Here is a 26309-nt window from a genome sequence, read left to right as displayed (position 1 = left end):
GGTCTTTTGGTGTGGCAGTCACTCACCGGGAGCTGTTTTACGGCTGACAGAGTGATAGAAACTGTAGCCAGGTTATTCATTTTTTATAATCAACTTCGTTATGAATATTCATTTTAATTCATTAATCACAGGGCGTATGGTAGTCAGTATACTTCTTTAACCCGTTGTAAGGATGTTTTATGACCGATTATGCGATCTCTGTTAACCCTGCTACCGGCGAAGAGCTGGCCCGTTACCCGTTTCAGGGCAGCGCTGATATCGAAAGCAGCCTGCAACGCAGTGCAGATGCTTTAAAAGTGTGGCGAGTCACGCCGATGGAAACCAGGGTGACAGTATTACGCACTCTGGCGACACGGCTGCGTGAACGCTGTGAAGCCCTGGCGCAGATGATGACTCTGGAAATGGGTAAGCCTGTTGTTCAGGCGCGGGCGGAAGTGAATAAATGTGCTCAGGTTTGCGAATGGTATGCGGATAATGGCCCGGCGGTACTGGCAGCACAGCCAACTCAGGTCGAAAACCAGCAAGCCTGGCAGGAGTTTCGTCCCCTGGGAACTATTCTGGCGGTAATGCCGTGGAACTTCCCTTACTGGCAGGTATTGCGGGGGGCCGCCGGTATGCTGCTGGCCGGTAATACTTATGTGCTTAAGCATGCACCGAATGTGATGGGATGTGCCACCTTACTGCAGGAAGTCATGAATTCGGTCGGCTTTCCGCAAGGTACGTTTGAGCTGCTGAATGTGGATAACGACGGTGTTTCTCAGTTGATTAAAGACCCTCGTGTCGCTGCGGTTGCCGTGACCGGCAGTGTCAGAGCGGGGGCGGCGATTGCCACTCAGGCGGGGGCTGCACTGAAGAAGAGTGTCCTGGAGCTGGGGGGTTCCGATCCCTTTATCGTACTGGCCGATGCGGACCTGGATGAAGCAGTAAAAGCGGCGGTCGCCGGCCGTTATCAGAATACCGGACAAGTATGTATGGCTGCCAAACGCTTCATTATTGAAGCGCCGGTAGCTGAAGAGTTCGAAACCCGGTTTACCGCGGCAGTACAGGCACTGAAAATCGGAGACCCTCTGGATGAAACAACCTATCTGGGGCCGATGGCACGCTTTGACCTGCGTGATGAGTTACACCAGCAGGTGCAGGATACTTTGAAACAGGGGGCCCGGCTGGTGTGTGGCGGTGAAAAAATTGCCGGAACAGGCAATTACTATGCGCCAACTATTCTGGCTGATGTCAGTGAACAGATGACCGCGTTCCGGGAAGAAATTTTTGGCCCGGTGGCTGCCCTGACCGTGGCCCGGGACGCAAAGCATGCGCTGGCGCTGGCAAATAACAGCGAGTTTGGTCTAAGTGCGACGGTATGGACAGCCGATGAAGCACTGGCCGATCACTTTGCTGATAGCCTCGAAACCGGTGCAGTGTTTATTAATGGCTACGGAGCTTCCGATCCGCGTGTGACCATCGGCGGGGTGAAGAAAAGCGGCTACGGTCGTGAATTAAACCATTTTGGTTTGCATGAGTTCTGTAATATTCAGACCGTATGGCGTAACCGTCGCTAATTTCTGCGTGCCCTGCCTGCCGGCAGGGCACGTTTATTCCTCATTCTGTGCGGCTGGCCGCAGACGGCAAAGACCGGCGTTAATCAGACACTGACGTAACAGGTTAAACGCGGTAAAAATTTGCTGTTCATTAACGCAGGCATAGCCCAGCAGTAACCCTCGTCTTTTCTGCCGTTGCATATAATATTGCGATAATGGCCGGACACTGACGCCTTTATATAACGCATCGCGGGCAATCGCCACATCATCACTTTTATCCGGCAGAGTCATAACCAGATGCAGCCCTGCATCATGGGTATAACGGGGCATAAACATTTCTCCGAGATAACGTTGTATCAGACTGAGTAAAAATTTACGTCGCTGGTTGTACAGCAGGCGCATACGGCGGATATGGGCCGCATAATGCCCCTGGCTGATAAATTCAGAGATAGCCCGCTGAATAATTAAATGCCCCCCCCGGTACAGTTCTGCGGCAGCGGTACGTAATTCGGTTTTCAGGTTTTTAGGCACCACCAGGTAACCGATACGTAATGCCGGATACAGTGTTTTACTGAAGGTTCCCATATAGATCACCGGTGCGTCCTCTTCCAGCCCTTGTAATGACGGATACGGGCTGCCGGAAAAACGGAATTCACTGTCGTAGTCGTCTTCAATGATCCAGAATTTATGACGCCGTGCCATTGCCAGCAGAGTTTTACGTCGGCTCAGGCTGAGATGTACCCCCAGCGGGTACTGATGGGAGGGGGTGACAAAGACCATTTTTGGTGCCGGTCGCCGCGCGGTGATTTCCGGCAGCATCCCCTCTTCGTCAACCGGGACCGCATGGACATTCAGACCATTAATACGTAATAAATTACGGGTTCCCCAGTAGCCTGGTTCTTCAATCCACACTGTCTCGCCCTGGTCGCAGAGTACCCGCGACACCAGGTCCACTGCCTGATGAATACCCTCGGTAATAATAATCTGGTCGGCATCGGCACGGATAGAACGGGCTACCCGCAGATAGTCAGCCAGGGCCTGACGCAGGCTGGCGCAGCCACCGTCATTGCTGTAGATCAACTGATTAATTTCCGGTTGCTGGTTCAGTCTGGCCTGAATTTTACCCAGGGTTTTATGCGGAAATGCAGTGACATCCGGGGCACCCGGTACAAAAGCTCCCCACTGAAAAGGCGATGCGGTGGCATGGCCGAGTAATGCGGCGCCGCGGGACGACAGGCCTGCAGGTAAGGCTTGCCCGGCGGCCTCAGGAATCTGCTGGCGGGCGCTGTTCAGACAGAATTCCGGTAAGGTTTTCGCCACCCGGGTACCGCTACCGGTGCGCGAAGTAACATATCCTTCAGCCAGCAAACTATCGTAAGCATTCAGTACTGTATTACGGGATATTCCCAGCTCTTTAGCCAGATCACGGGTAGCCGGTAAACGTGTTTCAGGGGGAAATACACCGTCGATAATAGCCTGCTGTAAGACCCGCAGTAACCGCTGGTGGAGCCTGCCTTGCTGGTCAAACTGCAAACGTTCCAGCAGGTGATCGGCGTAAAGAGTTCGCAATTGGTACCTTCATTTTGCTGGTAAATGGCTCTGGAAAAATACCCTACCGGAAAGGATAAATAAATACAGTTTTATTACAAAAAAAAGTTAAGTGAACGAGGCAGAAAGAGATGAGTGATTCTAAAGAAACATTAAACCAGCGCAAACAAGATGCTCTGCCACGTGGCAACGCGGTAATGTGTGACTGGTTTGTCAGCAGTGCCGAAAATGCCACCCTGCGCGATACCGAAGGTCGCGAAGTTATCGATTTTGCCGGAGGAATTGCGGTACTGAATACCGGGCACCGTCACCCGAAAGTTGTGGCAGCCGTGGCTGAGCAACTGCAAAAGTTCACTCATACTGCTTTCCAGATTGTGCCCTATGAGAGCTATATCTCTCTGGCTGAGCGTATTAATCAGCGGGTGCCGGTCGAAGGCCCGGCAAAAACCGCTTTTTTCTCTACCGGCGCAGAAGCGGTTGAGAATGCAGTGAAAATTGCCCGCGCTTATACCGGCCGTCATGGCGTCATCACCTTTGGCGGCTCTTTCCATGGCCGTACCATGATGACCATGGCAATGACCGGTAAAGTGGCACCTTACAAACAAGATTTTGGTCCGATGGTACCTTCCGTATTCCATGCCCGTTTCCCGGTGGAGAACGAAGTGACCGTGGAGCAGGCTCTGGACAGCCTCGAAGATATCTTCCATTACGATATTGCCCCGCACAATGTGGCAGCTATCGTCCTGGAGCCGGTACAGGGTGAAGGCGGTTTCCGTGTGGCACCCTCTGAGTTTATGACGGCACTGCGTAAACTGGCAGATCAGCATGGCATCCTGCTGATTGCTGATGAAGTACAGAGTGGTTTTGCCCGTACCGGTACTCTGTTCGCGATGGAAAATTTCGAGGTTAAACCGGATATCATCACCATGGCGAAAAGCCTGGCGGGCGGTTTCCCTCTGTCTGCGGTTTCCGGTCGCGCAGAAGTGATGGATGCACCTAACCCGGGCGGGCTGGGCGGCACCTACGCCGGTAACCCGTTATCGATCGCGGCGGCCCATGCGGTACTGGATGTGATTGACGAAGAACAACTCTGTCAGCGCTCTCAGCAACTTGGCAGTGAACTGGTCAGCAGCCTGCAGGAACTGAAAAGCCGTTGTCCGGCGATCAAACAAGTCCGTGGTCTGGGATCAATGGTTGCGGCAGAGCTGAAGGATGCTGCGATTGCGAAAAAAGTACAGACGGCGGCGATGGACGAAGGCCTGTTACTGCTGACCTGCGGACAAAAAGGCAATGTTATTCGTTTCCTGTATCCGCTGACGATTCCGACCGAACAGTTCCGTCAGGGACTGACTATTCTGACCCGTGCCTTACAGCAGTATGCCGTCTGACAGGTAAACAGTCGCAGTACAGGTGTTATCCCGGAGACCGTTCCCTCCGGGATCACCGTTACCTCTCTTCCCGACCAGCGACCGTGTTGCAGCATCCTGTCTGTACCCGGCAAATAAAATTATGATGAGGGAAATCATGAGTACAATTTCTTCAAACACAGACACACTTTCACCGGGACTTAAATCGCGGCATATTCGTATGCTGTCTATTGGCGGCGTTATCGGTGCCGGACTGTTTGTCGGCTCCGGTCATGCGATTGCCGAAGCCGGCCCGGCAGTGCTAATTGCTTATCTGATTGCCGGTGCACTGGTGGTGCTGATTATGCGTATGCTGGCAGAAATGGCTGTCAGCTCACCGGATTCCGGGTCTTTTTCTACCTATGCCCATAGCGCACTGGGGCGCTGGGCCGGTTTCACGATTGGCTGGCTGTACTGGTGGTTCTGGGTACTGGTGATCCCGCTGGAGGCGAATGCGGCGGCGACGATCCTCAATAGCTGGTTCCCGCAGGTGGCTATCTGGCAATTCACTCTGGCAATTACCCTGGTGCTGACTATCTCGAACCTGTTCAGTGTCAAAAACTACGGTGAATTTGAATTCTGGCTGGCACTGGTGAAGGTGGCAGCGATAGTGGCGTTTCTGGTACTGGGGTGTGTGGCTATTTTTGGCCTGATGCCGGACAGCGAAGTCAGTGGTATGTCTCACCTCTACGACAGCGGCGGCTTTATGCCTCATGGTTTCGGGGCGGTACTGGCGGCTATTCTGACTACGATGTTCTCCTTTATGGGCACTGAGATTGTAACCATTGCTGCGGCAGAGTCGAAAAACCCCGGCAAAGAGATTTCAAAAGCCACTAACTCAGTCATCTGGCGAATTGCGCTGTTTTACCTGCTGTCGATTCTGTTTATTGTTTCTCTGGTTCCCTGGAATACCCCGGATCTGGCAACGAAAGGTTCTTACCAGACGGTACTGGAAATGATGAATATTCCCCATGCCCGTCTGATTGTCGATATTGTGGTACTGACTGCGGTATGCAGTTGCCTGAATTCTGCACTTTATACCTCATCACGCATGCTGTATTCACTGGCGACCCGTAAAGATGCACCCGCGGCAGCGGCAAAAACCAGCCGCAGTGGTACACCGCGGGTAGCGGTATTGTTATCAACGGCCATGGCTTTTCTGGCGGTATTCGCCAACTATGTTGCTCCGGCAGAAGTGTTTAACTTCCTGCTTGCCAGCTCAGGCGCCATTGCTTTGCTGGTGTATCTGGTGATCGCCTGCTCACAACTGGTAATGCGTAAACGAATGGAGGCCCGCGGTGAAGTCCCGGATTTTAAAATGTGGTTATTCCCGGGACTGACCTGGTTTGTGATAGTGGTGATTGCAGGGATTCTGGGTTCTATGTTGTTTATGCCTGATCACCGTATCGAAATCATTGCTACCGGTATTCTGGCATTGCTGGTGGTACTGACCGGGCTGGCGTTACATCACCGGCAGCGCAGCAGCCGCCGGTTTACGGAAACACGGCGCAGCGGCGCGTAATTTTACCCGGCCGGCACCACAGCGAGATGAACTACCGCGGGCCCGATGCCCGCGGTAGTTTTTTCTGTCGGTTGCGTGGCCGTTCTCCTGCGGAGCCGCCTCGGCAGGTGATGGTTGCTGCTTATTATCTAATGGAATTAGAATAGCCATTTTTGGAATTTGCGATTCAATGGGTATTAAATGACAATGATCCTGATCACAACCTTGTGAGTTTTTAAAGCTACACAGGGTATATAACCCATGTTATCTAACGCGAAGCCTGGTGCCTGGCGTTTTTCTTTTATTCCCGTTCGGGAAATTTTTGCAGCTAACCAGGAGAACAATTCCGGTGAACGTATTTTTAAAAGGCATAGCTTTGGTTGTTTCAGCACTGAGTGTCACCAGTGTCAGTGCCGCCGATCTGTCTGTCCCTACTCATAGTTCATTACAGGTACAGGCTGATCCGGCGCTCAGTAAACTGTTACCGGCAGATATTGCGAAGCGTGGTTATATTGTGGCGGCAACCAACCCTAATACGCCGCCAACCACTTTTTTTGAAACGGATAATAAAACACTGGCTGGCCGTGAAATCGACGTGATGAATGCCGTCGGTGAGCGCCTTGGTATTAAAGTACAGTGGCGTGACAGTGGCGGATTCGACAACATTATCCCGGGGCTGAAAACCGGTCGTTATGATGTCGCCTTATCAAATATCAATGCGACAAAAATACGACTGAAACTGGTCGATTTTGTCAGCTATTATGATGCCAGTAAATTAGGCGTTATTTCTCTCAAGTCTTCTGGTATTACCCCGTTTACCTCCTTTGATGCCCTGTGTGGCAGTCAGGTCGGAGCCGGCGCCGGAACGACCCAGGTAACGCGACTGGAAGACGCCAGTAAAGCCTGTCAGGCCGCGGGTAAAAAACCGATTCAGGTCGCCGTATTCCCTGATCGCCCGGCAGGTGTACAGGCGGTAGTCAGCGGGCGGGTGCCAATGTTCCTTGGCCCGTATGAAGGTCTGATCTGGCAGGTGAAACAAATTAAACCGGCGACCATCAGTGGCGTACTGACGGTAAATGATGCGCCGGTATCGGTCGCATTCCCGAAAGACTCACCTTTAGAGCCTGCGGTACAGGCAGCGCTTAACTCCCTGATCAAAGATGGTTCTTACCAGAAAATCCTCGACCACTGGGGGATTGGCTTTGGTGCAGTGAAACAGTCACTTCGTAATGACGAGATCTTTAAATGAAACCCGTCACTGCACCGACAGATGAATTGAGAATTGTCGGTAAACGTTATTATGGCCGCTGGCTGAGTGCACTGGTGGTGTTGCTATGTGTGGCGGGTATTGTCCAGTCAATGGTTAATAACCCGCGCTTTGAATGGCAGGTAATCGCCGATAACTTCACTGAAGCATCGATTTTGCAGGGGGTGTTAATGACCCTGCATCTGACGGTGATTTCAGTGGTGCTGGGCTTCTTCTTCGGTACTCTGCTGGCACTGATGCGTTTATCGTCTAATCCCGTATTGTCGACGGTGAGCTGGGCTTATACCTGGTTTTTCCGCGGGGTGCCGATGCTGGTTCAGTTATTCCTCTGGTATAACATTGCAGCCCTGTATCCGACGCTGTCGTTTTCCCTGCCGGGAGTGGGCGAACTGTGGAGCGTACAGTCCAACACCCTGATCAGTCCGTTCACCGCTGCAGTGATTGCGCTGGTGATGCATCAGTCCGCCTATGCAGCTGAGATTGTACGTGCGGGGATCCAGAGTGTCAGTAACGGGCAAATTGAAGCCGCACGTGCACTGGGCTATCGTCCGGCACAAATCTTTCGTTATACGGTGCTGCCACAGGCGATGCGCGCTATTCTGCCTCCGGCCGGTAATGAAGTAATTGGTCAGCTGAAAACTACGGCTGTGGTATCGGTGATTTCTCTGCAGGATGTACTATTTTCTGCTCAGATTATTTATCAGCGGACCTATGAAGTCATCCCGCTATTGCTGGTCGCAACGCTGTGGTACTTACTGATGACTTCTGTGTTATCTGTTGGTCAGTACTATGTTGAACGTTATTTTTCCCGCGGGGTGGGACGGCGTGAGCCGCCAGCGCTGTTCAGGGTATTATCACGTCTGACGGGTAAAGGATCTGCAGGAGAGTCCCATGGCTGAAGCGATTTATTTACGTAAAGTCACCAAACGTTTCTCCGGAAATACTATTCTGGATCAGGTGGACCTGGATATTCCGGCCGGGTCAGTGACAGTGATCCTTGGTCCTTCCGGGTCAGGTAAGTCGACACTGCTGCGGTGCATTAATCATCTGGAAAAACTGGATGGCGGTACTATCCGTGTGGGCGATGAGCTGGTGGGATACCATCAGAAAGGTCATGCATTGTATGAATTGGGGAGCCGTGAGGTCGCCAGACAACGACGTGATATCGGGATGGTGTTCCAGCAGTTTAATCTGTTCCCTCACCGGACGGTATTGCAAAACATCATTGATGCACCGATGCGGGTCAGAAAACAGGGCCGTCAGGAAAGTATTACCCGTGCACGGGAACTGCTGAAACAGGTAGGGCTGGCTGGTCGTGAAAACGAGTGGCCGCAAAACCTGTCCGGCGGGCAGCAACAGCGGGTAGCGATTGCCAGAGCGCTGGCGATGAATCCCGGGGTTATGCTGTTTGACGAACCCACTTCGGCGCTGGATCCTGAGCTGGTAGGTGAAGTTTTACAGGTGATTAAACAACTGGCCCATTCAGGGATCACTATGGTTATCGTGACCCATGAAATCGGATTTGCCCGTGAGGTTGCTGATAACATTGTGTTTATGGAATCAGGCAATATTGTGGCAGCCGGGCCTGTTCAGCAGGTACTGGATGATCCGCAAAACGGACGGGTACGTGAGTTTGTTGCAACGGTGCTTTAAGCACCGTTTTTTTTAGTGGCGGAATAATGTCCTCATCCCAAAAAATGCACAGTGCCCACTGGGGTGCCTTTCAGGCAGAACTTCAGCAAGACAACGTCAGTATAACCCCATTTGCCGGTGATCCCGATCCCAGCCCGTTACTGGGCAATTTTACCAATGCGTTAACTCATCCGGTGCGTGTCACCCGGCCGATGATACGCCGCGGCTGGCTGGAGCAAGGGCCGGGGGCAGATACCCGACGGGGGAATGATGAATATCTGCCCGTCAGCTGGCCAGAGGCGATTGCACTGGTCAGTGGTGAACTGCGGCGGGTAAATTCAGCATACGGGCCGGAGGCAGTATTCGGCGGCTCTTACGGCTGGTCGAGTGCCGGTCGTTTTCACCATGCCCAGAGCCAGGTGCATCGTTTTCTGAATACGACGCTCGGCGGTTATGTCCGTTCGGTAAACAGTTACAGTTCCGGATCTGCTGCCGTTTTGTTGCCCCATATTGTCGGGCCGATGGATGAAATTGCCCGCCGGGGTGTCAGCTGGCAGGAAATTTCGGCAAACAGCGATATTGTGCTGGCTTTCGGCGGCCTGGCTCTGAAAAATTCACAGGTTGCCAGCGGCGGTATCAGTGAACACACGGAACGTAGTTTTATGCAGCAGGCGGCTGCCCGGGGGACGCGTTTTATTTCCGTCAGCCCGCTGGCCAGTGATTTACCGGCTGAAGCGGCCGGTGAGTGGCTGTCGATTATTCCCGGTACTGATGCGGCTTTTATCCTTGGTTTACTGTCGGTATTGATTGAACGACAACTGACGGATGAAAATTTTCTGGCCAGCTACTGTACTGGCTGGCCACAGATGGTTGCCTATCTCCGTGGCGATGAAGATGGCGTGGTACGTGATGCCTGCTGGGCGGCAGAGATCTGTGGTGTCAGTGCCGCACAAATCAGGACCCTGGCGGAGGCGTTACCTCACCGGCGGGTGCTGGTGACTGTGGCTCATGCCTTGCAGCGTTCTGAACACGGGGAACAACCTGTCTGGCTCGCATTGGTGCTGGCGGCGGCGCTGGGGCAACCCGGATTACCGGGCGGCGGATTTACTTATGCACTGGGGGCGCTCGGGCACTATGGTAAATTGTTTAACCGCGTCAGTTTTCCTTCGTTGCCCCAGGGACGTAACGGTATTGACCGTTTTATCCCGGTGGCAAAAATTGCCGATATGCTGCTGCAGCCGGGAGAGCATTTTGATTACAATGGCCGCCGCCTGAGGTATCCGCATATCCGGCTGGTGTACTGGGCGGGCGGCAATCCTTTCCACCATCATCAGGATTTGGCACGGTTACGGCGTGCATTTTGTCGGCCGGATACACTGATTGTCCATGAAACGACCTGGACTGCGACCGCCAGACATGCCGATATCGTACTGCCTGCCACCATGACGCTGGAACGGGAGGATATCGGCGGGGCACCGACCGACCGGCATCTGTTTGCGATGGAGCCGGTGGCTGAGCCCGCGGGTCTGGCACGGGATGATTTTACAATTTTCACCGAACTGGCCAGGGCCCTCGGCAGAGAACAGGAATTTACTGAAGGACGCACAGCCAGACAATGGTTGCAATCCATGTACCGGCAGTTACAGGGGAAGCTGGCTGAGTTACAGGTTAGTCTGCCGGATTACGACACATTCCGCCGTCAGGGAGTGCTTCAGCTGCCTCAGCACACGGAAAGTGGCCTGATGATGAAAGCATTTCGTCAGGATCCCCGGCGATCACCGTTACCGACCCCGAGTGGCAGAATCGAGATCTTCTCGGAAACGATTGCCGGTTTCGGCTATGCAGATTGCCCGGGCCATCCGGTATGGCTACCTCCGACAGAACAGGCTGTGGCGGGAGAGTCATACTGGCTGATTGCTAATCAGCCAGCCACCCGGTTACATAGCCAGCTGGATTTTGGCAATTACAGCCAGCGCAGTAAACGGCAGGATCGTGAGGTGTGTTGCCTGCATCCGGAGGATGCACAGGCTGCCGGTATTGGTGAGGGCGATATTATTGAGCTGTACAATGATCGGGGCAGGGCGCTGGCCAGCGTCAGTCTCAGCCGTCAGATCCGTCAGGGGGTGATACAACTGCCGACCGGTGCCTGGTATGATCCTGAAGATCCTCTGGCAGAAAGGCCGCTGTGCCGGCATGGTAACCCGAATGTACTGACCCGGGATGCCGGAACATCTTCGCTGGCACAGGGCTGCACCGGGCAAATCACCGTGGTGAAAATAAAGAAATTCAGGGGTGATTTACCGCCAGTACAGGCGTTTATTCCGCCGGAAGCGGATGCCTGACAGGCGCCTGAGTATTAACTCAGGCGATCGCGGTTTAGGTCGCTGAAAACAGGGCTTCAGTCAGTCGTTGCAGTTGCCCGCTGTCTGTCAGCTGGCAATCGCCGGCCAGCCTTTCGCGGAGTTGTTTCTGTTCCGGCTGCAGGGCACGCAGAAGCTTTTCCCGCACATCCACCGGGGCGGCCAGTGACTGTTGCCGGGTTCTGCGCTGACTGAGCCGGCGGCCATCACGCAGCAACAGGCTGACTTCATGGAAACGCAGTGCCGGATTCAGGGCATCTGCAGGCGCATGTTCATCGGCAACACGGCTGACTTTACTGGCTAATGGCATAATCTCCGGGTTTACCGGACCTTCAGCAAAGTCGGCCATCCGCAAATCGTCATACAGCAACATCGCGGCGATAACATATTCGAGGCTGAAACGGGCTTCGATCCCTGTTTGCGGATGGCGTACCGATGCAGCAATGTCGCCCCCCGGAGGGAAAGAAACCTGTATATGGTCAATCGCGTTCAGCAGCCCGTCGACAGCACCATGTTCTGCCTGCCATCGACGGCGCAGCAGGCGGGTGGCTTCGGCGGCGCTGTGTGTACCGCTACAGGTGGCGAAGGGTTTAAACTCCAGCCCTGGCTCTGTGATTCGCCACGGTGTCCCCCAGTGTGCGGTCAGTTTTTCGGTGGCTGACGGGCCATCGTTGCTGGCGGCCAGAAAAGCCTCGATAACGCCTTGTGGTTGTCCGGAAAATCCAGCCAGAGCCAGCCGGACGGCCTGTACTGCCCGCTCTGCGGCCAACCCGGCATGCAGGGGTTTAACCGCTGAACCAAACTGAGCTCTTAAACCACTGGCCTGGGTGGCGGCCATGCCCAGCAAAACAGCCGTTTCAGACACACTGGCACGGGTCAGCCGCGCCAGTGCCGCAGCGGCAGCGAGAGTACCCAGCGTCGCCGTATTATGGTAACCGCGGGTGTAATGTTGTTGTGTTGCTGCCAGGCCGATCCGCCCTGCGGTTTCTGTACCGATGATATAAGCATCCAGAAAATGTCCGATATCATCACAGGGATGAAAACTGCACCATGCCAGTAATGCTGGCAGGATCACTGTGGTCGGATGCCCGCGAAAATCCGCATGGAAATCATCAAAATCCAGCGCATGACCGGCATATCCGAGCAATAAGGCGCGGTGGGCGATGGTCTGTTCCGGGAACAACTGTTTCAGGACCGGCAGGCCGGAGTCTGGCACCTGATGGCGTAATAATGGCCAGCTGACAGCGATAAAATCAGCCACTCCGCGGCGGGCATTCTGCCGCGCCTGCTCATCGGGCTGGCTGTTTACTATCAAATCGGCCAGTTGTCGGGTGACGTCCATCAGGCCGTTTCCTGCTGTTTCAGGGCATTTTCTGCCAGGCTGGCCAGATAACGGGAGGTTGGCAGCAGTACATCATCGTTAATCCGAAATGCCGGATGATGCAGAGCATATTGCTGTCCGGTACCGACCATGACAAATGCTCCGGGCAGCTGTTGCTGGTAAAAAGCAAAGTCTTCACCTATCGGGCTGGCTTCGACGACCCTTGCCTCAAAACCACTGTCTGAAGCCTGTTGCAGCGCAAAATCAGCCCAGCGGGCATCATTTATGACCGAAGGCGGACCGGCCTGCCAGTCGAGGGTGATGTCGGCGTCAAAAGCATGACCAAACCCGGCGAGCAGAGTGCGGAAACGGTTTTCGATGAGCTGGCGTGTTGCCGGTGAGAAGGTACGGACGGTTCCTTCCAGCCAGGCATTATCAGGGATCACATTCCAGGTGCTGCCGCTGTGTATCTGGGTAATTGAAACGACAGCGTTATCTGCTGAAGGTGCGTTCCGGCTGATCAGTGTCTGCAGGGCCCCGACCAGCTGACCGGCGATGATTATCGGGTCATTACCTTCGTGGGGGCGGGCTGCATGGCTGCCGGTACCTTTAATGGTGATACTGAAACGATCCACTGAGGCGGTCAGCGCTCCTGCTTTACTGCCAATCACACCTGCTGGCAGGGTCGGATCATTATGCAGGCCAAAAATTGCAAATGCCTGTTTCAGTGCCCCTGTGTTAATCACATCCGGCGCGCCGAGGCCGGTTTCTTCGGCGGCCTGAAACAGGATTCTGACCCGTCCTTTAAGATGTGATTCATTATTTTTTAACAGTATTGCCGCTCCCAGCGCTGCAGTACTGTGAAAATCGTGGCCACAGGCATGCATCACCCCCGGGTTCTGTGAGCGATACTCTACCCCCGACTGTTCTTCGATAGGCAGTGCATCAATATCAGATCGCAATACCACCAACGGACCGTCCGGCTGGCCGACTTCGGCAACCAGCCCGGTATTCAGTGGTAAATCCAGAATACGGATCTGGTATTGCTCCAGCTGGGCTCTGATGCGTGCGGTGGTTTCAAATTCCTGGTGAGAAAGTTCAGGAAAACGATGCAATTCATGGCGAAAAGCAATAAGACGTTCAGCAAAAGGAGTATCAGTGATCTCTGTCATATTTTTTCCTGTTATTGGTTGCCTTCAGCAGGTGACTGACGTGCCAGCCAGCGTTGATGGGCCGTCTCATCAAGGATTTTTTTCATATAGAGCGTGATATGGCCTTTGCCTAAATCGGCAGTGTGTATTGGCACAAAACCGCGTTTCTGATACATCTCTTTCAGCCACGGATGATTGATTGCTGTTCCTAATGAAACGGCCGGAGCCCGCAATTGGCCGATCAGTATCTCCTGCTCCAGTAACTGCTGTATTTTGCGGCCATATTGTTGTCCGGGGTAATCAGGATGTGCGGCGAACCAGCCAATATGAGGCAAGCCAAAAGGGCCCGGCAAAGGACCCCATGGATAACGGATGGTGACGGAAGCGACCATCGTATCCTGATTATACAGGCCGTAAACGCCATGATTTTTCAGATGCAGCAGGGCTTTTTCGCGGGTGGTAGTGGCGGCATCAAAATGAATACCCATGGATTTTGTCGGGGCATATGCCGCCAGTACCAGTGTCAGATAGTTATCCACCTCATCGTCTCTGACCTGACGGAAAGTAAGGCTCATGATATTTTCCGGCGTTGTGAAATAATAATAAAGTGTGCCGGATAAAGATTATCAGTAAAGTAATAACCGTCTATATATAAAAAAAATATATGCTAATTCCAATTTGGCAGCTTCAGGTAACGGCTTTTCATTGCGTAAAAAGTCAGTTGTCGTAGTATATATTGCATCTCCGCTCGGTCCCTGTCAGGGATATTTCAGCGTATTAACCATCATATTATTATGGTCTGCATTTTATTGATCAGGGTGATTTTGTGCTAGCGATCAAGTCTCCGAATGGCTATTTTCAACAGCCCGGCCTGTGTGCCCGGACCGGAAGTTATTTGCAGCCTTTTGCTGCGGATATTCGTATCTTTACCTCTCCGACCGCCTGGCAGGCGGTGAATCCACAGCTTAGCCAGAGTCTTGAGCAGCATGGTATTCGCTGGCAGCTGGAATACCTGGCGGGTGAGTGTACACAGCAGGCAATAGAGACCCTGCAACAAAATATCGTTGCTCAGGGGGCTGGGCTGTTACTGGCGATTGGCGGCGGACGGGTGATGGATGCGGCTAAAGCTGCCGGAGCGCAACTACCGGCGGTGAAGGTGGTAAATATGCCAACCCTGGCAGCGACCTGTGCCGCATGGTCGCCGGTCAGTATTATTTATGATGCACAGGGCGGACACCTGCGCAGCCAGCTGTTACCGGCCATGCCGGAAATGGTACTGGTAGACAGCGAGGTTATTGCCCGCTCTGATGTGCGTTATCTGAAAGCAGGGATGGTGGATGCACTGGCGAAGCTGTTTGAATTTCGTCCCTATCAGCGTAATAACCCTGATAATTTATCTTTGCAATTAAAAATGCTGCCGGCCCGACAGGCACTGGATATTTTCACGGAATATGCTGACCAGGCAATTGCAGATAATCAGGCCGGTAAAGTCACCCCGGCACTGATTAAAGTGATTGAAGCAAATATTGTGTTTGCCGGATTGTCTAACAGTGTCCGCGATACCCTGGCGACTCCGGGCTTTGCCCATGCGATTCACAACCGGCTTACCCATCAGCCTGAACTGCACCACTGGCTGCACGGGGAAAAAGTCGGATTCTGCCTGCTGATACAATCTCTGATGGAAAATAACGGCAAAGCCGATAGCGGGCTGCTGGCATTATTACAACGTTATGATTCACCTCTCAGATTACCTAATCTGGCTGGTGAACGGGCTGAGGTCATACGGGCGATTGCCGGTGCGGTTCGCTTCCCGCCACAGAGTGCGGCAATGCTGCCGTTCGATATTTCGCCTGCCGCACTGGAAAAAGCATTTACCCTTGCCGATACTCTTTTTTAACACCGTTGTACGGTGATTTTGCAACAAACAGGAATAATAAATGGACAGTTCAAAGAATCAGCGTCGCCTCCGTCTTGGCCTTTTTGTCCAGCCGGTGGGACATCATGTCAGTGGCTGGCGATTGACCGAAAACCTCGGCTCACCGACGGACATTGACTGGTTAATCAGCCTGGCTAAAAAAGCGGAAGCCGGCACTTTTGATCTGTTTTTTGTCGGTGATGCGCTGGCAACCAGTATGTACCGTTTACCATCAACCATGGCGCGTCTTGAACCCCTGACGATGTTATCTGCGCTGGCGGTAAATACCCGGCGTATTGGCCTGGCGGCGACAGCATCCACAACATTCAGTGATCCCTTTACTCTGGCCCGTAGTTTTTCTTCTCTGGACCATATCAGTCGTGGCCGCGCCGCATGGAATGTGGTGACATCTTTCTCTGCGGATGTCGCGCGTAACTTCAGCCGGGAAGATATGCCAAACCATGCGGAACGTTATGGCCGTGCCCGTGAATTCCTGGAAGTTGCTGATAAATTATGGGCGGGCTGGGAAGAGGGTGCTGTACAACCGGATCCGGTCAGCGGCCGTTATTTTGTGGATGATAAGATCCAGCCGATTAACCATCAGGGCGAACATTTCCAGGTACAGGGTCCTTTAAATATTACCCGTTCTCCTCAGGGGCGTCCGGTGATTATCGAAGCCGGATCATCGGCAGATGGTCAGAAACTGGCCGCGGAAACAGCCGAGGTTGTATTTACTGCGGCAGCCAGCCTGGAAGAAGCGCAGACTTTTTATCGCTCTCAGAAAGATCAGGTCATTGCCGCCGGACGTAATCCCGATCATGTGGTGATTATGCCAGGGGTGATGCCAATTGTTGGCCGTACCCGTGAACAGGCGAAAGCCCTGTGGAAAGAACTGAATACCCTGGTGGATATTGATAACGGGTTACGTCAGCTTTCACTGCGTTTCGGGATCGACCTGTCGGATTACCCGCTGGACGGGCCGGTACCAGAGGTTCCGCTGGGAGAAGGTAATCAGAGCCGCGTCAGACTGATGACCGATATGGCGAAACGCGAAAATCTGACTCTGCGTGAGCTGGCGGCCATTGCTGCCGGATCGCGCGGGCATCGGGTGATTGTCGGAACGGCAGAAGATATTGCCGATGACTTCCAGCGGTGGCTGGAGCAGGGCGGGGCAGATGGCTTTAATGTTATGCCGGCCATTATGCCTGAGCAGCTGGACCTGTTTATCGAGCTGGTGATCCCGGAACTGCGTCGCCGTGGTTTATTCCATGAAGATTATGAGTTTGCCACCCTGCGTGAAAACCTCGGATTACCGGTAGTTTAAGAGCGAGTGTTCACAGGGGCGTGGTGGTCTGAGAGCCACGCCCTGTCAGCAGCCATTACCTTGCCACTGCTGCTGACCGACCAGAATGATGTTAATAGCGGGTATTTTTAAGAATATTCTATAACAATATCCTTAATATATTTCATTTAAGTCATAAATAAATGATACCCCGGGGATTGCGTGTAAGGTAAATAATATTTTTATGCGTGCCCGGCACTGGTTTTGATATTTTATTTGATGTTTACTCTGAGGTGTTATTGACGGTTTTTTTAGTATGCATAATTTAAAAGAGAGTAAAAATAATTACTCTCTTTTAAACACGATGGTCAGTGATTACATTCTTCTATAGGTTTCAATATAAGCCTGTGCTTTTTCGTAGCCCAATAACCCACCATACATATAACCACCGATACCGGCACCCACGGCAGAGGCTGTCAGTCCAACCAGCTGTGCGATACCGCCAACGATCCAGCCGCCGGCACCACCGTATTTACCACCCACTGCTGCACCGGTACCAAAACCGTCAATCGCACCAAGGATAGAACCCCAGAATGCGCCGGTCATATCACCATCGACAATTCCTCCGGCACCGGAGACGTTCGCAGTTTCAATCACGCTCAGTTCTTTCATTTTCTGACTCCCTGTTTATATCGTAAGTGACATGATTTCCCTTCAGTGTTCCGGCCATTAATCTGACGATTTTATTTCTGACTTAAAGTAAAAATAAATAATTCTGCCGGGGCACGGGCAAGAATATACACATTAGTAATGGAACCATTAATGAGCCTGTAAGGTGTTTGTGATTTGAGTCACATTAAAAAGTGGTAAGGGTGCAGAGTGGTGAGAATAATTCATTTAAGTTTTTTATCAGTGTAAATATTAACGGGAGAATTATAACTGACTCTGACAGGGTAATAATTTTTTACGCTAAAGTAAAACTGTCCGTAATTATTAAGCAAGTGATGCATGATCAGTTATGCTATTTTATACAGGCAGTCACTATCGCAAGCTGGCTGAAAGGCGTAAATAGCTCAGTGACCGGCCCACAGCGCCTGCTCTGCCAGCCACAGAGAACTCTGTTTCCGGTTACTGCTCTGTAATTCAGGGGCAGTATGGTGTATTTTCCATCGCGAAGGCAGGATTAATCGTCCTTCGGGAAATGCTTTCACAGACCAGTAGCAGAAAAGGTATATTGATGCTGTTCTGCTGACTGGCTGATAAAACAGTGCTCAATCGCAGCACAATTATTTTTTCCTGTCCTGTCGGTGACGGGGAATCTTTGTTAGGGAGTAATTATGCGTAAGCCGTTAGTTTTGGCCTCATCAGCCATCCTGATGTCAGTGAGTTTATTAAGCGGGTGTCAGACGGCGCCGAAGGAAACATCTCAGGCACCTGTGACGACGGTTGCAGCCAATGAACCGGCAGCGGCTCCCGTCGAAGCGCCGGTGCAGACGGAAGCTCCGGTGAAGAAATTTGCTGATCCGCTGGAGAGAAGTTCAGTATTTGGTGATTTCCGCCATTACAAGATCGGGGATATTATTCCTCCGCTGTACCGCACACAGAACTACAATATCAGCAAATGGCAGCTAAGAAAGATACCGGCACCTGCAGCTGACAGCCACTGGACCTATTTTGGTGGCGATTATGTGCTGATTGCGGATGCCGATGGAAAAATTTTGCGGATTTTCTCTGGCGATATTATTTACCGCTAACGCCGGCTGCGGAGGATACTGACAGGCCGTACAGGCCTGCAGTCAGTGTCCTCTGTGCCAGCTCAGTGTGGTGCTGCGGCAACCTGATCTTCATCAGGGATAATTTGCAGTGACTGCAATCCCGTTCCCAGTTTTCTTGGGTCCTGACCAATAATATTATCCAGCATACTTTCCGTCGGCCGGGGCGGGGTGATGATCAGTGTCCGGCTTCCTTTCTGCCGTTCAAAGCGCAGCTGATAATCAGCCAGTGTGGCCGTCGGTATAAAAGAGTGCTGTTCATCACCGGCCTGTACAGAAACCGGTTTACCGATGTTCGGGCCATAGGCCTTCGCGACAATATTCAGCGTAAATTTATCAGGCAGGGGCGAGTTGTAGGTTATCGTCACTACCGGGGCCAGATTAGCATTCGACCAGCGTCCCCAGTTTTCGTTACGGGATAATCCGCTAAAGCCTTCCACTGTGCGGGGCGCTCCGGGCAGGTAAAACAGGAAACTGTCTGACGGGTAACGAATATCATTATCCGCAATCTTCAGACGTTGTTGTATCTGGCGGTAATTCTCCTGTGAGATAACCTCCGGAGGAAAGACGACATTCCCCTGATACTTCAGAGTGTCTATGCGGGTAATTTTTGGCTGGCCCCCGGGCTGTCCGAGGGTGTAACAGAGTGAGTCTGACAGTGCCAGTTCAGGCGCCCACAGCCGGCCGGCTTTATAACATTTATCTATCCAGACGAATTTGTCATCGGCCGCAAACTTTCTCAGCCGGGCGGTTAAGGTTTCCGCATAAACTCCTTCCGGAATAGGTTCCACTTTATCGTTATCGACTTTCACTAATACCGGCAGGCGGAAGACTGAGCCGGAAAAGCTCAGGGTGTTTTTTTGCTGATCGACACTGAACTGCTCAATACGCCGTGGAAAATTCCACAAGCGGATAATATCCGGTTTCCACTGGGTAATTTTATCCGTCAGATGGCTGAAAATTTCTGATAACGAGGTCCCTGACAGGCTGCTGCGGCCCAGACCGATAAAATTATCGCCACCCAGAATATCCAGAACGGTTGCGCCATTATCCATCGTATTACGTTTACGGTTAATGGTCACAGGCTGTGGCTGATCGCCGCGGATGATAAAAAAGGTATCGTGACGCGGATGTTTGATCAGATAGCGGTACGCGGTGTTATTCATTGCCAGGTGATCTGAACCGACCACAATCAGCGTATTTTTAAACCACGGAGAGCTTTTTATCCGGTCAATAAGCCGGGCAATATGTTCCTGAGAACAGGCAACGGCGCTGAACGAAAGGTTATTTTTCCCCTCGTAAGAGTAGCTTTTATTCCGGCAGGTTGCAGAAATGAAACCGTCGGGATGATGGGTATCTACGGTCAGTGCGAATAAAGCAAAGGGTTGTTTTTGCTGTGATAATTGCTGGTATTTATCAAATACTTTATCCAGCACCGTATCGTCATAAAATCCCCAGTTATTACGGTACTGAGGGTCGGCAACCTGCGGGGCTAATTCTTCAGATCCCTGAAGGTGCTGAGCATCGAAACCATGAGACTTCAGGAAAACATCTTTTCCGCCAAAGCGCAGATCAGCCCCCTGGATAAACCAGTTCTGATACCCTGAGTTTTTCAGGATATCCCCGAGGCAAAGGTTCTGAGGGTAAAAACTGGATAATGATGCGGCGGCATTCCCTTCAAAGGGCGCGAATAACGGAATGCCGCACTGTGAAGCGACCATCCCGGCAATAGTGTAATCGGTGCCGGGTAATTGTTCGGTACGGGTAAAATCAATCGCGGAATGCATTTGTTGTTCAAGGTCGGGGGCCAGGCCGGGAAATGCCTGTGTATCGAAATAAGTTCGCTCCAGACTCTCGGCGTAGATATACACCAGGTTAAGTGAGGGGTTGTCTATCTTCGCTGCAGGGACTTTAAAATAATCATCAAAGTCTGAGGTGTCCTGTGCCGAATGTGAAGATATCAGTGCTTTTACCTGATGGTAGGCAGGGCTGGTCTTAATCGAAAAGGTCGCCAGCAGGCAGGCCGCAAGGGTCCAGCCCAGATGGTGCTGATGATCTTTTTTTCGCAGGAACCAGCCGAGGGCGACAAAAAATGCAACCATCAGGGTAAGTAGTCCGGCTGCGGGCAGCATATATTTTGCGGTTCCGGCACCGGTCAGATTACTGGTCAGCGTATAGACCACCGCGTCAGTAATGCCATTGCCGGTGAAATAATCGCTGGCGAATAATACTGCGTTTAGCAACAGAAAGCTGATCAGCAGTGCCAGCATAATGACAAGCCACAGGCGATGTCGTCCGGCTTTACGTGCATATAACAGTACCGAGCTGATAAACAGCCCGCATGAGACAATGACTGACACCAGGGTATTCTCCAGAAAAATAAATCAGTTGCTGGCGTAACAGCACGGCTCTGTTTTCCGTATCCGTGGTATTAACCGGCTAATTTTGCGAAGCAGCTCGCGAAGCTGACAGTTAATCCCTGTGCAATCACCTGCAATACTGTCATATTCATGACATATCTTTACGATATGTTTCTGATGCGATCACCGGTGACAATATGATTGCCCGGTAACTTTTTCCGCGAAGTGATGACTGTAACTAACTGATTAATTTGTATATTGTAAATTATGGTTACCGGCAGACATTATAAAACACAATTTGTGTAATGTGGTTTTTTTATTGCTTTATCTACGCGCGTAGATACACTTTGCGGCGGGGGAATACCTGCATGAAGCGGCTGTTACCGGTAGTTCAGTTGCACTTGTAATATTAAAAATCAGTCAGTTAAGACGAAATTTAACAAGTGAATATTCCAATACCAGGGAATGTCTTCTGATGCATCAGCCACCAGATGCAGCTGTTTTGCTGCAGGTGTCTCCTGCTTTTCAGCGCCACGGAATGGCGGTACCTGAAACCCCTTACAGGAAGTGATTTTTCCATGATAAAACCTCAATCGGGTAATACCCACCCTCAGTCTGAGTTTGAAACCCCCGGACAACGTCAGGACTTCTGGCGTGCCACCTTTTCCTGCTGGCTTGGCACCGCGATGGAATACGCCGATTTTGCCTTATATGGGCTGGCCGCAGGGATTATTTTCGGTGATGTTTTCTTTCCGGAAGTGACCCCGGCGCTGGCACTGTTATCCAGTTTTGCTACCTGGTCGGTCGGCTTTATTGCCAGACCGATTGGTGCCCTGTTTTTCGGCTGGCTCGGTGACAGGCGCGGCCGTAAGTATGTGATGGTGATAACTATTGTGCTGATGGGATTATCCACGACGCTGATTGGGCTGATCCCTGACTACCATACCATCGGTCTATGGGCTCCGGCCTTTCTGGTCATACTGCGTTTTACTCAGGGTTTTGGCGCCGGAGCAGAGTTATCCGGAGGCACGGTTATGCTGGGAGAATATGCCCCGGTAAAACGACGCGGGCTGGTATCATCGGTAATCGCGCTGGGTTCTAACAGCGGAACGTTACTGGCTTCTCTGGTCTGGTTACTGGTGGTGCAGCTTGATCACCAAAGCCTGCTAAGCTGGGGATGGCGTATTCCTTTTCTGTCCAGCGTTGTGATAGCCCTGGGGGCCCTCTGGATGCGGCGTTCGGTACGTGAAACCCCGGTATTTGAAAAACGGATGAAACAACTGCAGGCAGAACGTCAGCAGGGGCGTCAGGATGCAGAAGCCGGCAGCAGCTCTCTCTGTCGTCCGGGCAAGGCGTTCTGGGTGATGGTCGGGCTGAGGATTGGCGAGAATGGCCCTTCTTATCTGGCCCAGGGGTTTATGGTCGGCTATGTGGCTAAAGTTCTGATGATGGATAAATCGGTACCGACGACGGCAGTTTTTATTGCCTCATTGCTCGGTTTTCTGGTGATCCCACTGGCGGGCTGGCTATCTGACCGTTATGGGCGTCGTAACGTTTATCGTGTATTTTGTCTGTTACTGATGGTTTATGCCTGGCCGGCGTTTACTCTGCTGGACACTCATCAGCCGTGGATAGTGATTGCTACCATAGTGACCGGTATGGGGCTGGCCTCACTGGGGATTTTTGGTGTGCAGGCGGCCTGGGGGGTAGAGTTATTCGGGGTGGCGCATCGCTATAGCAAAATGGCGGTAGCTAAAGAGCTGGGGTCGATTATCTCCGGAGGAACCGCCCCGCTGGTCGCAGCAGCATTATTATCTTATTACGGAAACTGGTGGGCGATTGCCGTCTACTTCTCGCTGATGGCTGCCATCGGTTTCTTTACCACTTTTATCGCACCGGAAACCCGTGGCAGGGATTTGAACTTACCTGAAGACGCCATTTAACCCGCTTCTCTCAGGGAATAACGATCTCCGGCGGCGAGCTGCTGCCGGAATCACCACAGGAAATAAACCGATGCAACCGCGCGCAAACCGAAGAGTTACCCGCGAAGAGGTGGCACGCCTGGCAGGCACCTCAGTGGCGGTGGTCAGCTATGTTGTTAATGATGGTCCGCGTCCGGTCGCTGAAGCAACCCGACAGCGGGTACTGCAGGCGATTAAGGACACCGGTTATCAACCGAACGGGATTGCCCGGGCACTGGCTTCAGGGACCACCCGGACCTTTGGGGCGATAGTACCGAATATCGCGAATCCGTTCGTTGCCGCGCTGGCCCATGAGTTATTACAAGAGTCGATGAAATATGGTCATGTGATGCTGCTCGGTGACTCAGGTGACAGCAGCCAGCAGGAGCGAGAAGTGGTACTGAGTTTACTGAACCGGCAGACAGACGGACTGATTTATATCAGCGTCGACCGCCACCCGTACAGTGATCTGATTCGCCAGCATGGCACACCGGTAGTGATGCTGGATGGGGTCAGTCCGGCCGCGGGGATAGCTGTATTACGGGTAGATGAACGCCGCGCCGCAAAGGATGTTACCCTGCACCTGCTGAGCCATGGCTATCAGCGGGTCGGTGTTATCAGTGGCCCCCTGTCGATGCTGAATACCCGCGACCGGCTGGCTGGCTGGCGGGACGCGATGGACAGTTACCGGTTACCGGTTAACGATGCCTGGATAGTGCCTGCCGATTATACCCGTGAAGGTGGTTACCTGGCCGCACGTCAGTTACTGGCAGAAAAGCAGTATCCGGATGCGTTGTTTGTCTGTAATGAACCCATGGCGATAGGCTGCCTGCGGGCTCTGGCTGAGCAGGGGATTAATGTGCCGGATGATCTGGCACTGGTCTGTTTTAATGGTACAGATCAGGCGGCTTATCATCAGCCTTCACTGACTTGTGTCCGGCAACCGATAGCCAGTATCGCGAGTTCGGCGTTAAAAATACTCAGAGAATGGCAGGGAGGAGGAGGGCTGACAGAGAGTCAGTACTTTCTGCAAACAGGCCGCTCCTGCGGCTGTGTCCTGTAAAATTCACCCTGGTCTGTTAGTTAACTGGTATAAAAAAAAGCATAAATGAAACGTATTATTATCGATTGTGACCCCGGTAATGGGATTGCCGGAGCGAATACTGATGACGGGCTGGCGCTGGCGCTGGCTCTGGGATCTCCGGCATTGCAGGTTGAGATGATTACTACGGTCAGTGGCAACACGCCTTGCAAAACAGGGGCGCGGGTCGTCAGGGATTTGCTGGATCGTTGCGGATTGTCTGTGCCTGTTTATCACGGAGCCGGTTGTGCCTTGTATGAACCGGCCGCAGCGTGGCGACAGCAACTGGATGAACGGGTGAACAGCCTGTCTCTTGGGCACTTATGGGAAAATACCCGCCAGCCGGCCGTCATGTCTGACAGTGAAGGACATGCTGTACAGCAGATGGCAGAGCTGATTTGTGCAAATCCCGGCAGTATTACCCTGCTGGCACTTGGTCCCCTGACCAATATTGCTGAAGCGTTACTCCGTTATCCGCAACTGGCTGAGGATGTTGCCGAAATTGTGGTGATGGGCGGCGTATTTTGTCTGGATGACTATATCAAGGACACTAATTTTGGCCTTGATCCTGAAGCGGCATCAGTGGTGATTAACTGCGGGGCCAAAGTGACGCTGGTCCCTATGGATGTCACTGTAAATACCCTGCTGACACAGGAAGATCTTATACAGATGACGGCGAGTGAAACACCTCTGGCTGTATTTATTCGCGATACGATGGCACCGTGGATTGAATATTCGATGATTACCCGCCAGCTGCCGGGATGCTGGATCCATGATGCGCTGGTGGTGGCATGGCTGCTTGACCCTCAGGTGGCTACGGTTGCTGATTTTCGGGCCGGTATCGAATTACGCCCCGGTATTACCCGCGGAATGAGCTGGCGTTACCAGCCGCCGCTCAGGGTCCCGGTCGGGATTGCAGAGAATGCCGGTGCAGCGGTATCGATACTGACATCGGTGAATAATCAGCGTTTACTGTATCTTCTGACTCAGGCATTAAACCGTGGTACCGGTTGATCGTATTGTCGGATTATCTGCCAGCTGACAGATTACTGACAGACATCAATCCAGCGGGCATTGGTCAGGTCTGCCATACGCTGCGGTGAAATTCTGACAGCACTGTGGGTGGCCCCTGCGGCAGGCATGACTTCATCAAATGCCTGCAACGAGACATCACAGTAGACAGTTAATGGGTTTTCCAGTCCGAAAGGACACACGCCCCCCACCGGATGGCCGGTGGCATTAATCACTTCGTCAACACTCAGCATGCGCGCTTTAGCACCGAGCGCATCTTTCAGTTTTTTATTATCCAGCCGAGCATCTCCGCGCATCACAATTAAGACGATATTCTGTTTTACTTTCAGCGACAGGGTTTTGGCTATCTGGCCGGCACTGACTCCGTGAACCTGTGCTGCCATATCGACGGTTGCGGTGCTTTCCGTGGCTTCAATCACCTCAATATCAGGGGCGTGTTCAGCAAAGAACGCCTGTACCGACTGCAGACTCATGTTTTTCTCCGGGAATTTTACAGTATTAAAAATTGCCATAAGCCGCTAACACTGTAAACGGTGACAGGAAAAATTCAGACCGCGGACAATAAAAAAAAGGATTTTTTATCCGGAAGGCGTAAAAAAACTGGAAAATGACAATAGTTAACATATGATAGTGAAAATCATTATCATTTGAGGGCGGTTCAATGGAAGTTGCAATGCTGGCTTCAGGGTCGTTATGGATGTTCAGGTGGATGATGGGAAAACGGCTGGACAGCGGGTGGGGAATTTTACTGCCTTGTATTGCCTTACCGGTGTTTGCTCTGTGGCAGCCGGGGTTTGATCAATGGCGGACGATTATGCTGGCTGCATTGTTACTTACACTGGTGATGCTGTTCCATCATCGTTTACGCCATTATTTACTGTTACCTTCCTGCCTGGTTTTATCCGGCGGTCTGGCGGCCATGATGGTAAATTTTCAACTGACATAGGCTGAATGATGAAAAAATAATTCAGGGAGCATCACTTGCAGAACAACCGCTAAAGGGGACTGTATTCAGAGACAAAGCACTAAGGAAGATTAATCACCGGAGAGAAATATGAAGACAACGTGGTGCGAAGAGAGGGACTTGAACCCTCACGTCCGTTAAGACACTAACACCTGAAGCTAGCGCGTCTACCAATTCCGCCACCTTCGCATACCGTCAACACAGCTAAACTGTATTGTCAC

General features: G+C 52.2%; 21 protein-coding genes and 1 tRNA gene. 14 read left to right on the top strand and 8 right to left on the bottom strand.

The window, feature by feature from the left end; genetic code table 11:
- The first annotated feature begins 179 nt into the window (after nt 1–179).
- Entirely contained in the window at nt 180–1556 is a 1377-nt protein-coding gene (locus JK216_RS03340; protein WP_212710188.1) for an aldehyde dehydrogenase family protein, read from the top strand.
- 33 nt (nt 1557–1589) lie between these two features.
- Here the strand turns inward: JK216_RS03340 and JK216_RS03335 are convergent, their stop codons facing one another.
- Nucleotides 1590–3104: a PLP-dependent aminotransferase family protein gene (locus JK216_RS03335; RefSeq protein WP_212707061.1), complete on the bottom strand. Its 1515-nt coding sequence runs from the start codon at nt 3102–3104 to the stop codon at nt 1590–1592.
- A 110-nt stretch (nt 3105–3214) separates the two neighbouring features.
- On the opposite strand from JK216_RS03335, the gene gabT reads away from it, so the two are divergent.
- From gabT to JK216_RS03305, 6 genes are all read left to right on the top strand, one after another.
- Nucleotides 3215–4471 (top strand): 4-aminobutyrate--2-oxoglutarate transaminase, encoded by a 1257-nt coding sequence (gene gabT, locus JK216_RS03330; RefSeq protein WP_212707060.1) that lies wholly within the window; start codon nt 3215–3217, stop codon nt 4469–4471.
- A 136-nt stretch (nt 4472–4607) separates the two neighbouring features.
- A complete protein-coding gene (gene gabP / locus JK216_RS03325) occupies nt 4608–6011 on the top strand; it encodes a GABA permease (protein ID WP_212711469.1) in 1404 nt (467 codons plus the stop codon).
- A gap of 349 nt (nt 6012–6360) precedes the next feature.
- Nucleotides 6361–7239 carry an ABC transporter substrate-binding protein gene (locus tag JK216_RS03320; protein WP_343876918.1) on the top strand — a complete coding sequence of 293 codons (879 nt, stop codon included), beginning with the start codon at nt 6361–6363 and terminating at the stop codon, nt 7237–7239.
- Nucleotides 7236–8156, top strand: a complete 921-nt coding sequence (locus JK216_RS03315; protein WP_212707057.1) for an amino acid ABC transporter permease — start codon at nt 7236–7238, stop codon at nt 8154–8156. The genes JK216_RS03320 and JK216_RS03315 overlap by 4 nt, the downstream gene beginning before the upstream one ends.
- Complete coding sequence (locus tag JK216_RS03310) at nt 8149–8910, top strand: amino acid ABC transporter ATP-binding protein (protein WP_212707056.1); 762 nt, start codon at nt 8149–8151, stop codon at nt 8908–8910. Before JK216_RS03315 ends, JK216_RS03310 begins: the two co-directional genes overlap by 8 nt.
- A gap of 26 nt (nt 8911–8936) precedes the next feature.
- The gene (locus tag JK216_RS03305) at nt 8937–11231 is read left to right on the top strand and encodes a molybdopterin-dependent oxidoreductase (protein ID WP_212711470.1); all 2295 of its coding nucleotides are present in this window, start codon (nt 8937–8939) and stop codon (nt 11229–11231) included.
- 34 nt (nt 11232–11265) lie between these two features.
- Here the strand turns inward: JK216_RS03305 and JK216_RS03300 are convergent, their stop codons facing one another.
- Genes JK216_RS03300 through JK216_RS03290 form a run of 3 tightly spaced genes read right to left on the bottom strand, consistent with a single transcriptional unit; the run spans nt 11266 to nt 14296 of the window.
- On the bottom strand, nt 11266–12591 hold the full coding sequence (locus JK216_RS03300; RefSeq protein ID WP_212710194.1) for an MmgE/PrpD family protein: 1326 nt from the start codon (nt 12589–12591) through the stop codon (nt 11266–11268).
- On the bottom strand, nt 12591–13742 hold the full coding sequence (locus JK216_RS03295; RefSeq protein WP_212707053.1) for an amidohydrolase: 1152 nt from the start codon (nt 13740–13742) through the stop codon (nt 12591–12593). The genes JK216_RS03300 and JK216_RS03295 overlap by 1 nt, the downstream gene beginning before the upstream one ends.
- A gap of 11 nt (nt 13743–13753) precedes the next feature.
- Nucleotides 13754–14296, bottom strand: a complete 543-nt coding sequence (locus JK216_RS03290) for a GNAT family N-acetyltransferase (protein ID WP_212707052.1) — start codon at nt 14294–14296, stop codon at nt 13754–13756.
- A gap of 251 nt (nt 14297–14547) precedes the next feature.
- Between JK216_RS03290 and JK216_RS03285 the strand changes: the two genes are divergently transcribed.
- The gene (locus JK216_RS03285) at nt 14548–15618 is read left to right on the top strand and encodes an iron-containing alcohol dehydrogenase family protein (protein ID WP_212707051.1); all 1071 of its coding nucleotides are present in this window, start codon (nt 14548–14550) and stop codon (nt 15616–15618) included.
- Nucleotides 15619–15658: 40 nt separating this feature from the next.
- Nucleotides 15659–16960: an LLM class flavin-dependent oxidoreductase gene (locus JK216_RS03280; protein WP_212707050.1), complete on the top strand. Its 1302-nt coding sequence runs from the start codon at nt 15659–15661 to the stop codon at nt 16958–16960.
- Nucleotides 16961–17293: 333 nt separating this feature from the next.
- Here the strand turns inward: JK216_RS03280 and JK216_RS03275 are convergent, their stop codons facing one another.
- Nucleotides 17294–17590, bottom strand: coding sequence for a hypothetical protein (locus JK216_RS03275; RefSeq protein ID WP_212707049.1), 297 nt, complete (start codon nt 17588–17590; stop codon nt 17294–17296).
- 665 nt (nt 17591–18255) lie between these two features.
- On the opposite strand from JK216_RS03275, the gene JK216_RS03270 reads away from it, so the two are divergent.
- Nucleotides 18256–18672, top strand: a complete 417-nt coding sequence (locus tag JK216_RS03270) for an RcnB family protein (protein ID WP_249213013.1) — start codon at nt 18256–18258, stop codon at nt 18670–18672.
- A gap of 62 nt (nt 18673–18734) precedes the next feature.
- On the opposite strand, the gene opgB is transcribed toward JK216_RS03270, so the two are convergent.
- Nucleotides 18735–21050 (bottom strand): phosphatidylglycerol--membrane-oligosaccharide glycerophosphotransferase, encoded by a 2316-nt coding sequence (opgB, locus tag JK216_RS03265; protein ID WP_212710195.1) that lies wholly within the window; start codon nt 21048–21050, stop codon nt 18735–18737.
- A gap of 578 nt (nt 21051–21628) precedes the next feature.
- Here opgB and JK216_RS03260 point away from each other — a divergent pair.
- The 3 genes from JK216_RS03260 to JK216_RS03250 all read left to right on the top strand — a co-directional run bounded on the left by JK216_RS03260 (nt 21629) and on the right by JK216_RS03250 (nt 25106).
- Entirely contained in the window at nt 21629–22993 is a 1365-nt protein-coding gene (locus tag JK216_RS03260; protein WP_212710196.1) for an MFS transporter, read from the top strand.
- A gap of 70 nt (nt 22994–23063) precedes the next feature.
- A complete protein-coding gene (locus JK216_RS03255) occupies nt 23064–24074 on the top strand; it encodes a LacI family DNA-binding transcriptional regulator (protein ID WP_212711471.1) in 1011 nt (336 codons plus the stop codon).
- 45 nt (nt 24075–24119) lie between these two features.
- Nucleotides 24120–25106: a nucleoside hydrolase gene (locus tag JK216_RS03250; RefSeq protein ID WP_212711472.1), complete on the top strand. Its 987-nt coding sequence runs from the start codon at nt 24120–24122 to the stop codon at nt 25104–25106.
- Between the two features lie 32 nt (nt 25107–25138).
- Here JK216_RS03250 and JK216_RS03245 read toward each other — a convergent pair whose 3' ends face one another.
- A complete protein-coding gene (locus JK216_RS03245) occupies nt 25139–25597 on the bottom strand; it encodes a YbaK/EbsC family protein (RefSeq protein ID WP_212711473.1) in 459 nt (152 codons plus the stop codon).
- Nucleotides 25598–25785: 188 nt separating this feature from the next.
- Here JK216_RS03245 and JK216_RS03240 point away from each other — a divergent pair, with 188 nt between their 5' ends.
- Nucleotides 25786–26070 carry a DUF1435 domain-containing protein gene (locus JK216_RS03240; RefSeq protein WP_212711474.1) on the top strand — a complete coding sequence of 95 codons (285 nt, stop codon included), beginning with the start codon at nt 25786–25788 and terminating at the stop codon, nt 26068–26070.
- Nucleotides 26071–26190: 120 nt separating this feature from the next.
- Here JK216_RS03240 and JK216_RS03235 read toward each other — a convergent pair.
- Nucleotides 26191–26277, bottom strand: a tRNA-Leu gene (locus JK216_RS03235).
- Between the last annotated feature and the right edge of the window lie 32 nt (nt 26278–26309).

Origin of the sequence: Tatumella sp. JGM94 (assembly GCF_018257595.1) — a bacterium.
In the GTDB taxonomy this organism is placed as follows: domain Bacteria; phylum Pseudomonadota; class Gammaproteobacteria; order Enterobacterales; family Enterobacteriaceae; genus Tatumella; species Tatumella punctata.
Note: the sequence above shows the minus strand (reverse complement) of the source record. Positions and strands in the feature narration are given on the sequence as shown.